The organism is Plantactinospora alkalitolerans (genome assembly GCF_015690345.1).
GTDB classification, from domain to species: Bacteria; Actinomycetota; Actinomycetes; order Mycobacteriales; family Micromonosporaceae; genus Plantactinospora; species Plantactinospora alkalitolerans.
The window spans coordinates 1-11,983 of sequence record NZ_JADPUN010000299.1 but is presented as its reverse complement, the minus strand read 5'-3'; the positions used below and the strand labels follow the sequence as shown (position 1 = coordinate 11,983).

13 protein-coding genes and 1 pseudogene are annotated in these 11,983 nt (G+C 69.1%); 4 read left to right on the top strand and 10 right to left on the bottom strand.

Annotated features, from left to right (window positions below; genetic code table 11):
- Positions 1-35: 35 nt before the first annotated feature.
- Positions 36-641: a histidine phosphatase family protein gene (locus I0C86_RS33790; RefSeq protein WP_196205367.1), complete on the bottom strand. Its 606-nt coding sequence runs from the start codon at positions 639-641 to the stop codon at positions 36-38.
- A 136-nt stretch (positions 642-777) separates the two neighbouring features.
- Positions 778-1,434, bottom strand: coding sequence for a hypothetical protein (locus tag I0C86_RS33785; RefSeq protein WP_196205366.1), 657 nt, complete (start codon positions 1,432-1,434; stop codon positions 778-780).
- 330 nt (positions 1,435-1,764) lie between these two features.
- Here I0C86_RS33785 and I0C86_RS33780 point away from each other — a divergent pair, with 330 nt between their 5' ends.
- Positions 1,765-2,475, top strand: coding sequence for a class I SAM-dependent methyltransferase (locus I0C86_RS33780; RefSeq protein WP_088947684.1), 711 nt, complete (start codon positions 1,765-1,767; stop codon positions 2,473-2,475).
- Between the two features lie 302 nt (positions 2,476-2,777).
- On the opposite strand, the gene I0C86_RS33775 is transcribed toward I0C86_RS33780, so the two are convergent.
- Entirely contained in the window at positions 2,778-3,704 is a 927-nt protein-coding gene (locus I0C86_RS33775; RefSeq protein ID WP_196205365.1) for a methyltransferase domain-containing protein, read from the bottom strand.
- Between the two features lie 280 nt (positions 3,705-3,984).
- Here I0C86_RS33775 and I0C86_RS45245 point away from each other — a divergent pair, with 280 nt between their 5' ends.
- The 3 genes from I0C86_RS45245 to I0C86_RS33760 all read left to right on the top strand — a co-directional run bounded on the left by I0C86_RS45245 (position 3,985) and on the right by I0C86_RS33760 (position 6,593).
- Positions 3,985-4,293: an HAD hydrolase-like protein gene (locus tag I0C86_RS45245; protein ID WP_323374001.1), complete on the top strand. Its 309-nt coding sequence runs from the start codon at positions 3,985-3,987 to the stop codon at positions 4,291-4,293.
- A 24-nt stretch (positions 4,294-4,317) separates the two neighbouring features.
- Positions 4,318-4,947, top strand: coding sequence for a DinB family protein (locus I0C86_RS33765; protein ID WP_196205364.1), 630 nt, complete (start codon positions 4,318-4,320; stop codon positions 4,945-4,947).
- Positions 4,948-5,813: 866 nt separating this feature from the next.
- The gene (locus tag I0C86_RS33760; RefSeq protein WP_323374000.1) at positions 5,814-6,593 is read left to right on the top strand and encodes a class I SAM-dependent methyltransferase; all 780 of its coding nucleotides are present in this window, start codon (positions 5,814-5,816) and stop codon (positions 6,591-6,593) included.
- 67 nt (positions 6,594-6,660) lie between these two features.
- Here I0C86_RS33760 and I0C86_RS33755 read toward each other — a convergent pair whose 3' ends face one another.
- From I0C86_RS33755 to I0C86_RS33725, 7 genes and pseudogenes are all read right to left on the bottom strand, one after another.
- Positions 6,661-7,149: a MarR family transcriptional regulator gene (locus I0C86_RS33755; RefSeq protein ID WP_230395228.1), complete on the bottom strand. Its 489-nt coding sequence runs from the start codon at positions 7,147-7,149 to the stop codon at positions 6,661-6,663.
- Between the two features lie 8 nt (positions 7,150-7,157).
- On the bottom strand, positions 7,158-8,405 hold the full coding sequence (locus tag I0C86_RS33750; RefSeq protein ID WP_196205361.1) for an FAD-dependent oxidoreductase: 1,248 nt from the start codon (positions 8,403-8,405) through the stop codon (positions 7,158-7,160).
- Between the two features lie 88 nt (positions 8,406-8,493).
- Positions 8,494-9,114 (bottom strand): dihydrofolate reductase family protein, encoded by a 621-nt coding sequence (locus tag I0C86_RS33745; protein ID WP_196205360.1) that lies wholly within the window; start codon positions 9,112-9,114, stop codon positions 8,494-8,496.
- Positions 9,114-9,620, bottom strand: a complete 507-nt coding sequence (locus tag I0C86_RS33740) for an SRPBCC family protein (RefSeq protein WP_196205359.1) — start codon at positions 9,618-9,620, stop codon at positions 9,114-9,116. The genes I0C86_RS33745 and I0C86_RS33740 overlap by 1 nt, the downstream gene beginning before the upstream one ends.
- Positions 9,621-9,623: 3 nt before the next feature.
- Positions 9,624-9,965 carry an ArsR/SmtB family transcription factor gene (locus tag I0C86_RS33735; RefSeq protein ID WP_196205358.1) on the bottom strand — a complete coding sequence of 114 codons (342 nt, stop codon included), beginning with the start codon at positions 9,963-9,965 and terminating at the stop codon, positions 9,624-9,626.
- Between the two features lie 105 nt (positions 9,966-10,070).
- Positions 10,071-11,489, bottom strand: coding sequence for a xylulokinase (locus I0C86_RS33730; protein WP_196205357.1), 1,419 nt, complete (start codon positions 11,487-11,489; stop codon positions 10,071-10,073).
- Positions 11,490-11,665: 176 nt separating this feature from the next.
- A pseudogene (locus tag I0C86_RS33725) lies at positions 11,666-11,983 on the bottom strand (TIGR03086 family metal-binding protein); the annotation flags it as partial.

Sequence of the window (11,983 nt, the reverse complement as noted above, 5' to 3'; positions counted from 1 at the left end):
AGGATAGGCAGGCCGGGGCGGCGGATGCCCGCGAGTTATCCACCTTCCGGCGCGGGCTGCCCGAGTTGGGCCCGCGCCGGCGGCGGCCGGTCGCTGCCCCAGGCGGACGGAAGCCGGTACGACCAGCCGGGTCGCCAGTCGAAGGCGGCGGCGACCAGGTCCGCCAGCGGGGTTCCGTGCAACAGGTGATCGAGAGCCCAGCGGTTGGCGGAGTGCGCCACGATCAGGATTCGGGTTCCGTCCCAGCCGGCTGCCAGGTCGCGCAGGAATCCGTGGGTCTGTTCGACCACCTGTCGGTAGCTCTGCCCGCCGGGGAAGGGTTCGTCGAGGTGCCGACCGCGCAGCCGGGCCAGTTCGGCCACGGGCATGCCGTTCAGTTCGCCGTAGTCGCACTCCCGCAGCCGGGTGTCCCGGTGCACCGGCAGATCGCGGAGCGGGAACGCGATCTCCACGGTTTCGACCGCGCGGCGTAGATCGGAGCAGAAGACCGCCTGAAGGCCGTCGCCCCGGCGTCGTTCGCCCAGTTCGCGGGCGTACTGCCGGCCGGCGGCGGAGAGTTCGCCGGGCAACCAGCCGGTGGCGAGGCCCGCCTCGTTGTCGGTGGTCAGCGAGTGGGTCTCGTAGACGATGTCGACCGCCATGGAACCAGCCTGCCAGCCGTCCGGGCGGCTGGGCCAGTCAATGGGCGCACCCGGTCAATGGGCGCGCGGCCGGCCGATGGTGGTCGTCGCGTGGGGAGCCGCGACGACCACCATCGGGTCCACGACCACCGGTGGGTTACGCGGCGGTGGACCAGATCGCGGCGAACGCGGCGGCCTCACCGGCCAGCCAGCGTTCCACCTGGTCGGCGCGGACCGCCGGATCGCGGTGGTGTACGACACCCCGGCGTACGTCGACCAGCACCGGATCGGCGCCGGGCAGCACCTGGTCCATCTGCCGGCTCATCAGGTGCAGGGTCGCCAGCAGCGCCTCCTGGCTCGGTGGCTGCTCGTCGAAGTGCAGCCGGACGGCCTCCCGCCGTCCGTCGTCGTAGCGCAGCCCGAGATGCGGATTGATCTTCACCGGCAGTTCGCCGACCATCCCCAGGGCGTCATGGGTCTGTGCGAGTTCGACCGCCGACAGGTCGCCGAGCGAGTGCAGGAAACTCACCGTGCCGGGAACCAGGGTCTCGTAGAGCGGACGCCAGCGCGGCTTGACCACACCGGCGATCTCCGCCAGGTGCCGGCCGCCGGTCCGGAAGGCGATGTCGGCCTTGAGCGCCTTGACGAGTTGGCCGTGCGGGTTGAAGCCGGACCGGCTTGCCCGCTGCTTGCGGAGGCCGCCGACGAAGGTGGCCTTGGCCGGACCGGTGCGGTCGACGTAGCGGGTGAAGGCGAGCAGGGTGGCGTAGGGCAGGGGGGCGGGAGAGGGCGCGGTGGAGACGGGCTCTGGCACGGCTGTCCTCCCAGTTCAGAAGCCGTTTTAGTACACCCATTCTAATTGATTCACGCCGTTCCGCCCAGCCCAAAACGGTCGTTTCGGTTGTCCGGTCCACATGAAGCTGGCACCGTCCACGGTTGTTGGCACCAGTGGTGGCGCCGTCCGGATTGTGTTGGCACTGGTCTCCGACATCTGGCGTCTGTCTCGCTGTAGCTGGTGACGGCCAGGGCGGTGTCAAACCTCGAAGGTGGGTGCTCGGTTCACCGAAGTTGGCTTGGAAACTGGTAGCCTGCGCGGCTTCCGAGACCTACGCGTCCGCACCAGTTCACGAGGAGGAGCCGAACGATGACGGATACCGGAACGCGGTTGGAAGGCGGCGGCACTTCTGGGTCACGGAGCAGGCGAGCGGACGACTGGTTGGCAGACATCCGGATCTCCTACGACACGGTCGCCGACAGTTACTCCGACTACACACGGGTGGCTTTGGCTGGGGAGCCCTATCTGCTCGCGGCGTTGGCGTTGTTCGCCGATCTGGTCCACGCCGCCGGCGGTGGCCCGGTGGCGGACGTGGGCTGCGGACCAGGCCATGTCACTGCCCACCTGCATAAGCTGGGCGTCGATGCCTTCGGCGTCGATTTGTCACCCGCGATGATCGACATCGCTCGGCGGGAGCACCCCGACCTGCGGTTCGAGGTGGGTTCGATGACGGACCTACAACTCGCTGACGCCTCGATCACTGCCCTGCTCGCCTTCTGGTCGTTGATCCACATCCCCGACGACGAGATCCCGGCGGTTCTTAGCCACTTTCGGCGGGTGCTGCGTCCCGATGGACCTCTGTTGCTCGGCTTTCACGTCGGAGATGAGTCACGGCTGAAGACGGAAGGCTACGGCGGTCATCCGATGAAGGTCTACGTGCACCGCCGTCAGCCGGACCGGATGGCGACCTGGCTGCGCGATGCCGGATTCACGGTCAAGGCCCAGATGCTGCTCGGCCTCGACGAGAGCCTTCCAGGAGCGGTCCTCTTTGCACACCGCCGGCAAGAAGGTGCCAACTAAACCTGGACGGAAACGCTTCCGCCGTCCGCACCTAGTTGGCACCGCAACTGCTCACGCGCGACGATTAGTGCCACCTTCACGTGGACCGGACATTCGGACTGTCGCCTCCGCGTGAACCTTGTGGAGTTCGGATTTATGTTGTGGATGATCTTGTGGAGTCCGGATCTGAGAGTTCGTCAATGACGCCGTTTCCGCTCGAGCCGGTCTGATTGTCGGCACGACTCGGTCTTGGAGCCCGGCCGCCCCAGGCGGCCGGGCTCCACGCGCAACATCATCGATATGAAGCGGCGTCAGGAACCGGCTCAGCTTGCAATGGAAGGAGGGGCCGCAGCCGCGGTTGCGCTCGGAGCCAGTTGAAAGTGCCAGATTATCTGGCTCGGTGTTCCGTCCCAGGCGGCGCCGGCTGCCGCCGGGACGATGCCCAGCAGCGACCAAGGCCAGACGTCCCACGGTCCTGTCGCGATCTCCCCGGGCATGTCCTCGCTGGCGTCGCCGGACATCCGAGGCTCCTCGCAACGCCGTAGCTGCAGGCCCAATGGCAAGGCGACGCGCAGATAGTCACTGGCCCGATGACGGAACGCAGGCAGCAGCCCAGGATCACCGTCGGCAGAACGAACGCGCGGCACTGACCCCAATGCCACGAGCTCGTGGTGCACGTCCGTGATCACCAGATGGCCGCCAGGACGCAGGACCCGGGCGAACTCGGTGATCGCCGGCCCGACATCGGGAAGATGGGTCAGCGCCAACGCACACACGACGACATCGACGTGATCGTCAGGCAGGGGAAGCAGATCCAAGTCGCCCTGCCGCAATTCCGCGTTCGGAACGCGCGTACGAGCGTGGGCCAGCATTTCCGGGGAACTGTCGACGCCGATAACCCGGTGGCCCTGCTTGGCGAGGTACTCGGTGTATCGGCCGGTGCCGCAAGCCGCGTCCAAGGCGACGCCAGGTGGCAGGGAGCCGAGGATCTCGTGCACGATGGGTTCTTCGATCTCGAACAGCCCGTTACCTGGTTGATCATAGGTCGCCGACCACACCTTGTAGCCGTCGACGGTGTCGACCTGCGCCGCAATGACTCCGTCACCGTTCAGCGACGGGCTGTCCAGAAGGCGCCGGACCTCGCTGATACGCGCTTCGATGAAGTCCCGGTCGTAGTCGCCGGCGAAGGCACGCAGCAACGCCACGCCCTCCAGCCCCAATGTGTAGGCGAGCGGGTGCTGGTATGCCACCACGCGACCATAGCGACGACATGCGGATCGGAGTATCCAATTTCTCACGGCTTAGCTCTGCGACTGGCCTGGGGCCGGCGTCAACTCGCGGACAGGAAGTCCACCGACGTTAGCGTCGTGGAGAAGACGTTCGGTCTTCAAGGTCCGCGGAGATGGCCAGGCCAGGTGTTGAAACGCCATCGCGGATATGTATCCTATGTGTTGTCGCAGTTCAGAGCCGATATCCGAGCTCCTGCGGTCGGTAAACGACGTTGGCAGCACCGCCCGCACGACGAACTGCGTGACCCACACCAGCCTCGCCGGGTGCTCACCCCGAACGAGAAGTACGCCGCGCTGGTCGCCGCCGCAGGCGCTGCGCATCACCGCGCAGCGCTGCGGCACATCGATAACGGGCGGCGGCTGGATGATCGGCGACGACCCGATCCTCGACGTCGCCGGCGGACGCCGCGCTGGATTGCGCACCATCTGGCTGCAAACCGAGTCGACATCGTGGCCCGAGCACCAACCAGGACCCGACAACACCGTCGTCGCCGTCGCAGACGCCGTCGAAGTCCTCCTCCAGACGGCGATGCCCGCCATGAGAGATTGACGGCCTACGGCAGGATCGTTCTCCATGATCGATGATTTCGCGAAACAGTACCTGCACAGCGATCTGCGAGATATTCGCGAGGTGATGCTGTGGAAACTCGACGGGCTTTCCGAGTACGACATCCGCCGTCCCCTCACCCTGACCGGAACCAACCTTCTCGGCCTGGTCAAGCACCTGTCGATCACGGAGGCAAGATACTTCGGCGACATCTTCGACCGGCCGTTCCCCGAACCCATGCCCCGTTGGGACGACGCCGACGCGGGCGACGCGGCCATGTGGGCGACCGAGCACGAGACGCGCGAGGAGATCATCGACCGGTACCGTCGCGTGTGGGAGCACTCGGACGCGACGATCGCCGCCCTGGCGATCGACTCGCCCGGCCACGTGCCCTGGTGGCCACGCCCCAACGTGAAGCTGTTCAACATCTTGGTCCACGTTCTCACCGAGACCAGCCGGCACGCCGGACACGCCGACATCCTGCGCGAACAGCTCGACGGCTCGACCGGGTTCATGGCCAAATACGCGGACGCGCAGCCCGACACGGCCTACTGGGAAGCTCGGCGCGCGACGATCGAACGGGCCGCTACAGCAGCCGCCACCAAGCCCGATCACGCTCCAGGAAGACCGCACAGACCCGCTCCGATCGAAGCTTGACCGGGAAACCGCGAGTAAGTCCGGACACTTCGATCCACCAGTGTCCGGACTTACCTTGCAGGCCGCTGGTCATCGCTTTGATCATCCACAATTCTCGACTCGACGCGACACGGACTGTCGCTCACGCGCAAACCTTGTGGAGTCCGGCTGCAGTTGGCGCCACCGTGGCACGTGTCCGGACTGACTTGGCATCTACGCAGGGCCGCGCGGTTGCTCATGACCCCGTGGCTTCCGCTCGCTGTCCACCCCCCGGGCACTCCTCCGGCGGGGCGTAGGCACGAATGGTGCCGTTGTGCCGCGCAACTCTTCCGCCAGTGGTGAGGGCTACGAGGCGTTTGCAGACGGGGCACCGGCCCCGCTGGTGCTGCGAACGCTGAGTCACCTTGCCTCCCCGGGGAGGTCGTTGCACGTCTTGAGTTTCATCCGCCGAGCCATGCCGCCCATCGTTGCCGATCGAGGCTCGGAAGCGGGCTGACCACGGGTGGTGCCAGGTTCGCCCGGACGACCTCGGTCGATACGTCCGGGCGAACCTGGCATCATCGCGGGTGGCGACCGAGGGTCAGTGCCAGGTTCGGCCGGACGGGACAAACGCGTGTCGGGACCGCCTGAACCTTGCGGTGTCCGGGCGTACCTTGCGGGTGATCTTGCGAGCCATCCGGGTTACGTTGCGAGTGATCTTGCGACGGCTCGCACCGCCGCAGCGCCGATTTAGCTTGTGGTGCGGGCAGGGGCAGGCATCGATGATGGCGCAGAGGCCGTCGACGTGATGTTGATCTTCCGGGGGGAGTCGGCGGCGGTCGGCCTCATCGACCGCCCTGTGCCGTCGGTACGCTTCGCCTCGTCCAGACCGGGGGCGGTGAATCGGGATGGAAGGGAACGAATCAATGACGTATGGCGCAGCGATGGCGGCTGGCTACGATCGCGGCCGCGGTCTTCGTTCGCGAGACGTCGGAAGATGGATGGCTGCAGCAGGCCCGTACCTGCCCTCGGCCGGCGGACGGATTCTTGACCTTGGTGCCGGTACCGGAAGGTTCAGCGAGGCTCTCGCCCGGTTTTGCGGTGCGAACGTCGTCGCTTGTGAGCCGTCGGCGGCTATGCGAGCGGCCTTTCACTCGAACTCCCCGGATACCTGGGTTATCGGCGGTGCCGCTGAGGCGATTCCGTCTCGTGCCGGTGCCTTCGACGCTGTGTGGGCTTCTCAGGTCGTTCATCACGTCAGGGACCTGCCGGCGTTTGCTGCCGGTCTGCGTCATGCTCTGCGGCCGAAGGGCCACCTGTTGATCCGTGGAGGCTTCGGCCCGGTGCAGGAGCTTCCTCTGTATCGGTACTTTCCGCTTGCTTGGGCGGAGGGCAACGCGGTGCGTCTCACCTTGGAGCGGATCGTCGGCGTGCTGACTGACGCGGATTTCGTGGTGGCGCACCATGTCCAGGTTGAGCAGACCTTCGCGGATAACGCCGACGAGTTGGTGGCGAAGGTGACGGCCCGGTCATTGAGTCCTCTCGCTGGCTTGTCCGACCAGGTCTTCGAGAATGGGCTTTCCGCGCTGCGGAGGGATGCCGATGAGGGACGCATCGCCGGACCGGTTGTCGACCGGCTCGATCTCGTGGTGTTCCGTGCGCCCCCTGAGGCTTCGGTCGGCGAGTAGGGCCCGTTTGCGGAGTAGGTCGAAGCCGGCCCGGGCGTACATCTGCCGTTTGAGCATTGTGATCCGGTCAGGCAGACCGCTGCGCGGTGTCGCCGTTGCGGAGGCGGTCCAACTCGGCGAGGTACATCGCCTGCATGCGGGCGTAGTGCCGGACCAGCAGCGTGACCTCCTCGACGCTGTAGCCCTCGACGAGTCGCGCCGCCCGCTCGGCGAACCGCTCGTACGGTCGCTCCAACTCGGCGACCCGCTCCGGCCGCAGGGTGACGATCACCCGCCGCCGATCCGCCGGATCGCGCTCGGCCGTCACGTAGCCCGCCTGCTGGAGCCGGCGGAGCATGCTGGTCACCGCCCCGGTGGTGAGGTTGGTCCGCTCGGCGACCTGCCCCGCGGTGGCGGATCCGACGTCCGCCAGGTAGTCCAGGCACTCCAGGTCGCTCACGGTGAGGCCCAGCCGCTCCGCGATGGCGTACCGGAACACCATGGACAGCCGCGACGTCTCCCGCCCGGCGCGCATGAGGTCGGCGATCGCGGACGCACGGGCCGGCTCGTGGGACATACCCGCAATCATGCCTCCGGTACGGTGACCCGGTGTAGCCGAGGTAACACGCGGGTCAGCACCCAGTGCGGTGCGGCCGCGCCCCCGGTGAGGCGGCGCATCAGCCCGGCGGCCGTGTCGACGGCGCGGAAGGCGTAGGGCACCATCTCGTCCTGGTAGCCGGCGATCGCCTCCTCCACCGGCGCGCCGCTCGCCCGTGCCTCGACCAGCCTGTGGCCGAGCAGAGCTGCGTCGCGGAGCGCGGTGTTGCCGCCGTGAGCGCCGAACGGCGGCATGGCGTGCACGGCGTCGCCCATCATCGTCGCCCGGGGCACCGCCCACCGGCGCGGGCGCCGGCCGGTGGCGAAGAGGTTGAGCACCGTGGCGTCCAGCTCGGCCGTGTCGACCAGGCGCCGGATGAGCGGGTGGAAGTCCGCACTTCTCCGGGCGGCCAGTTTCCACAACGCCAGCAGGTCCCCGCGGACGCCGACGGGCACCTCCTCCTGCCGGAGCAGCAGCCCCCACATGACGTAGTCGTCGCCGGTGGGCGCATAGCTGCCCGGGGCCAGGCGCGCGAACGCCTCCCGCGGGCTCTCGCCGAACCGCATGGAGGTGAAGAAGAAGGCGCGGCCCTGCCGGTCGGCGATGGCCAGGACCCCGCTGGTACGCAGCGCGTCCGGGATGACGCTCTCGCCGTTCCGCCGCAGGGGCGACCGGCCGTAGATGCCCGCCATCGGGGTGTTCGCCGGGTCCGCGTCCGGCATGAGCTGCGCGCGCAGCGCCGAGCCGACGCCGTCCGCGCCCACGACGACGGTTGCCGTGGCGGCCCCGCCGTCGGAGAACCGCAGCCGCAGCCCGGCCGGGCCGCCGCCGTCCACCGCGACGGCGGCCTTGCCGTAGTGGATGCGCCCGTCGAGTCCGTACTGCAGGATCGACCGCAGGGTCAGCCGGTCGACCTGGCGGCTCGCGTGCGGCTCGTCCTTGAAGGTGATGGTGAATGCGTCCCGCAGCCGGCTGTCGGTGAAGCGCAGCTGCCCGCCGGGCTCGTCGCCGGTGGTCAGCGCCAGGCGGTACAGCGGACGGGGCAGGCTCTCGCGCAGCGCCTCCAGCCCGTACCGGTCGAGAATGATCCGGTAGCCCTGCCGCCGGACGAAGGGGCCCGGGTCCCGTTCGTAGACGTGCACGTCGATGCCGGCGCGCATCAGGTACTGGGCGAGGCAGAGGCCGGAGAGGCCGGCGCCGGCGATTGCCACCGAGAAGTCAGTCGATATGCCCATGCGATTATCTTAACGACTAAGATGATTTGGGCAAGGTCGCCGACAGGCCACGGTCCGCCAGGCCGCCCCGACCGGCTGCCCGAGGCGCCTACCGCTCCCGGACGGCGTAGGTCAGGTGCGTCACCCTCGGCGAGGGCTCGGCGCCCACCTGCTCCAGAGCCACGCGTCCCGCGTCCACGCCCTCGAACAGGCGGATTCCGGAGCCGAACAGCACGGGCGACAGCGCGATCGAGAACTCGTCGATCAGGCCGGCGTTCACGTACTGCAGGATCGTCGCGCCGCCACCCGCGATGCGTACGTCGCGGTCGCCGGCGGCCTCGCGGGCCTGGTCGAGCGCGGCCTCGATGCCGTCGTTGACGAAGTGGAAGGTGGTCCCGCCGGGCCGCTCCCACGGGTCACGCTTCTCGTGCGTGACGACGAAGACCGGCGTGTGGAACGGCGCCTCCTCCGGCCACGCCTGCTCGCCGGCGTCGAACAGGCGCCTGCCCATCACGCTCGCGCCGGTGCGCTCGAACGTCTTCCGCACGATCTCGTTGTCGCGCCCCTCCTCGCCTCCCTTGCCGAGCTTCAGGTTCTCCCGGAAGAACCGCAGCGGGAAGATCCACCGCTGCAGCTCCACCCACTGCCTCCCCATCAGGTCCTCGGGGGACTCTGGCGCGATGAAACCGTCCAGCGACATCGACACGCTGAAGAACACCTTCCCGGCCATCAGTCCTCCGCTCCCTTCCGAACGATCTCGGTGACGTAGGCAGCCAGGTTGCCCAGGGTCTGCTGGCCGCCCTCGACGGCGTGGTACTTCTCGACCGCCTCGTCGCGCAGTTCCTTGCTGGGGAACACCGTGTACATCACGATCCGGGTCGCCGTACCGTCCGGCTCGAACGTCAGGACCGACTCGAAGGCGTTCGGGTCGTCGCGGGACTCACCGTGCAGCAGCGCGATCCGCTCCGGCGCGGCGATCTCGGTCCAGGAGATCCACTCGGAGTAGTCCGTGCCGTCGGGCCCGTGCATCACGAAGTCCCAGGCTCCGCCGACGCGGAACTCGAAGGACCGCGTGGTCGTGGTGAACCCGTCCGGACCCCACCACCGCGACAGGTGTCGCACCTCGGTGAACGCCTCGAACACCAGCTCCCTCGGGGCGTCGATGACCCGGGTGATCACGATCTCCCGGTCGGCCGTCGCCGGCTCCGTCCCCGTTTTCTGCCTTGCTCCTGCCATCGCTCATTCCTCCTGCTGTGTCTGCTTCAGTTCTTGCACGTAGGTGTCCAGCCGGTCGAAACTCTCGTTCCAGAACCGCTCGAACCCGCCGACCCACTCGTGGATTGGCCGCAGCCCGCGGGCGTCGAGGCCGTAGAGACGCTGCTTGCCCGCTCCGCGAAACCGCACCAGCCCGACCTCCCGGAGCACCCGCAGGTGCTTGGACGCCTGCGGCTGGCTCATCCCCAGCTCCCGGGCCAGGTCGGTCACCGGCCGCTCACCCGTCCGCAGCAGCGCCAGGATGTCCCGGCGTTGCGGCTCGGCGATCGCATTGAACGCGTCGGACGTCGTCGCTGCTCGTGCCATGGCCGTCATCATATGCCTATATGGGCACGCGTTTGGTCGGCTCAGATGGCGATCGTGACCCTTGTCACCTGACTCGGCTCGGGGGCCAGTGTGCGGAGTCCGGACCTACCGTGCGGATGGGTCCGGAACGTTCGCACGGGCCACGGCGTACCGTTCGCGGACTGTCGGCACGGCGTCCGCCTCGTACGTCTCGACCTGCCCGACCGTCCACGACGGCGGTCGCTGCCCGCCCGACAGCACCCAGGCCGCCTGGCGGGCGGCGCCGTCGGCGACGTACTCCCGCAGCGGTGGAACGAGCACGGGGCGGCCGAAGACCGTGGGCGCGATCCGGCGTACCGCCTTCGAGCGGGCGCCGCCGCCGACCAGGATGACCCGGTCGACCGTCGTGCCCTGCTCGACCATTGCGTCCAGCCCGTCGGCGAGTGCACACAGCATGCCCTCCACCGCCGCGCGGGCCAGGTGCGCGGGGGTGGAGGTCCGCAGGGTCAGGCCGTGCACGGCTCCGGTGGCATGCGGGCGGTTCGGCGTGCGCTCGCCCTCCAGGTAGGGCACCAGGACCAGCCCGTCGGCGCCCGGCGGGGCGGACAGCGCCAGCGCGGACAGCTCTGCGTGGTCCACCCGCAGCATGGTCGCGGCCGCGTCCAGCACCCGGGCGGCGTTGAGCGTGCACACCAGCGGCAGGAAGCGGCCGGTCGTGTCGGCGAACCCGGCAACGATCCCGCTCGGGTCGGCGGCCGGCACGTCGGCCACGGTGAACACCGTGCCGGAGGTGCCGATCGACACGATCACGTCGCCCGGCTCGGCGCCGACGCCCAGCGCCGCCGCAGCGTTGTCTCCGGCGCCGGGTCCCAGCGGCGCGCCGGTGCGCAGGTGCCCGGCCCGACCGGTCGGCCCGAGCACCGGCGGCAGCAGCACGTCATCCCGGCCGAAGGCCAACCGGAGCAGGTCCGAACGGTACTTCCCGGTCGCGGCCGACCAGTAGCCGGTCCCGCTGGCATCGCTGCGGTCGGTGCGCAGCGCATCCAGCCCCGGTGCGCCGGCCAGTCGCCAGGTCAGCCAGTCGTGCGGCAGACACACCGCGGCCGTACGGGCGGCGTTGTCCGGCTCCGCCGAGGCCAGCCAGCGCAGCTTGGTGACGGTGAAACTGGCCACCGGTACCAGGCCGACCGCCTCCGCCCAGGCCCGCTGCCCGGCCTCGCCGCCGCCGAGATCCGAGATCAGATCGGCGGCGGCGCCGGCCGAGCGGGTGTCGTTCCACAGCACGGCGTCCCGGACCACCGCGCCGTCGGCGTCCAGGCACACCATGCCCTGCTGCTGCCCGGCGACCGAGGCAGCCGCCACGTCGTCCAGTCCGCCAGCCTGGGCGACCGCCTCGGCCAGCGCGGCCTCCCACGCGGCCGGCGGCACGGTGGTGCCGACGGGGTGCGGTGCGCGACCCTCACGCACCAGCTTCCCGGTCTCGGCGTCGCGGATGACGACCTTGCACGACTGGGTCGACGAGTCGACCCCGGCGACGAGTGGCACCGGGCCTCCCGGGGGATTGACGGATACGGCGCAGGTGGCGCGGTTGGTCAGCGGGGGCCAATTTGTTCAATGGATGAATTATTTGACCGTGCCGTGGCATTGTCAAGACCGTGGCGCGGCCGGCCGGCGGATCACCCAGAGGCCGCCGAGGGCACAGAAACAGCCCCCGGGACGCGTCAGCTCGCCGACGTCCAGTGCGGGTCACGCCCGAGGTAGCGGAGCAGCTCCGCCGCGGCGCTGTCGTTCTCGTCGGGCTTCAGCGTGGGCGCGTAGGCGCCGTACTGGCGCAGCGGCTCGACGATCGCCCGGGCCACGGACAGGAGTTGCGCGGCGAGGTCGTCGTCGAGCGGTGAGGGCTGACCGGTCGCGACCGCGATGTCCCAGGCGTGGACACCGGCGTCGAGGGCGGCGGCGCCGGCCGCCGTGGCGGCGGGCAGGGCGCCGTGCGGCAGCGGGGTCGGCGTCGTTCCGGCCGGGTCGACCGTGGCGAAGGC

Excerpts from the sequence above, each read along its gene's own strand:
- I0C86_RS33790 (WP_196205367.1), bottom strand. The coding sequence starts at position 641 with ATGGCGGTCGACATCGTCTACGAGACCCACTCGCTGACCACCGACAAC.
- I0C86_RS33780 (WP_088947684.1), top strand. The coding sequence starts at position 1,765 with ATGACGGATACCGGAACGCGGTTGGAAGGCGGCGGCACTTCTGGGTCA.
- I0C86_RS33765 (WP_196205364.1), top strand. The coding sequence starts at position 4,318 with ATGATCGATGATTTCGCGAAACAGTACCTGCACAGCGATCTGCGAGAT.
- I0C86_RS33760 (WP_323374000.1), top strand. The coding sequence starts at position 5,814 with ATGGAAGGGAACGAATCAATGACGTATGGCGCAGCGATGGCGGCTGGC.
- I0C86_RS33755 (WP_230395228.1), bottom strand. The coding sequence starts at position 7,149 with ATGTCCCACGAGCCGGCCCGTGCGTCCGCGATCGCCGACCTCATGCGC.
- I0C86_RS33750 (WP_196205361.1), bottom strand. The coding sequence starts at position 8,405 with ATGGGCATATCGACTGACTTCTCGGTGGCAATCGCCGGCGCCGGCCTC.
- I0C86_RS33745 (WP_196205360.1), bottom strand. The coding sequence starts at position 9,114 with ATGGCCGGGAAGGTGTTCTTCAGCGTGTCGATGTCGCTGGACGGTTTC.
- I0C86_RS33740 (WP_196205359.1), bottom strand. The coding sequence starts at position 9,620 with ATGGCAGGAGCAAGGCAGAAAACGGGGACGGAGCCGGCGACGGCCGAC.
- I0C86_RS33735 (WP_196205358.1), bottom strand. The coding sequence starts at position 9,965 with ATGGCACGAGCAGCGACGACGTCCGACGCGTTCAATGCGATCGCCGAG.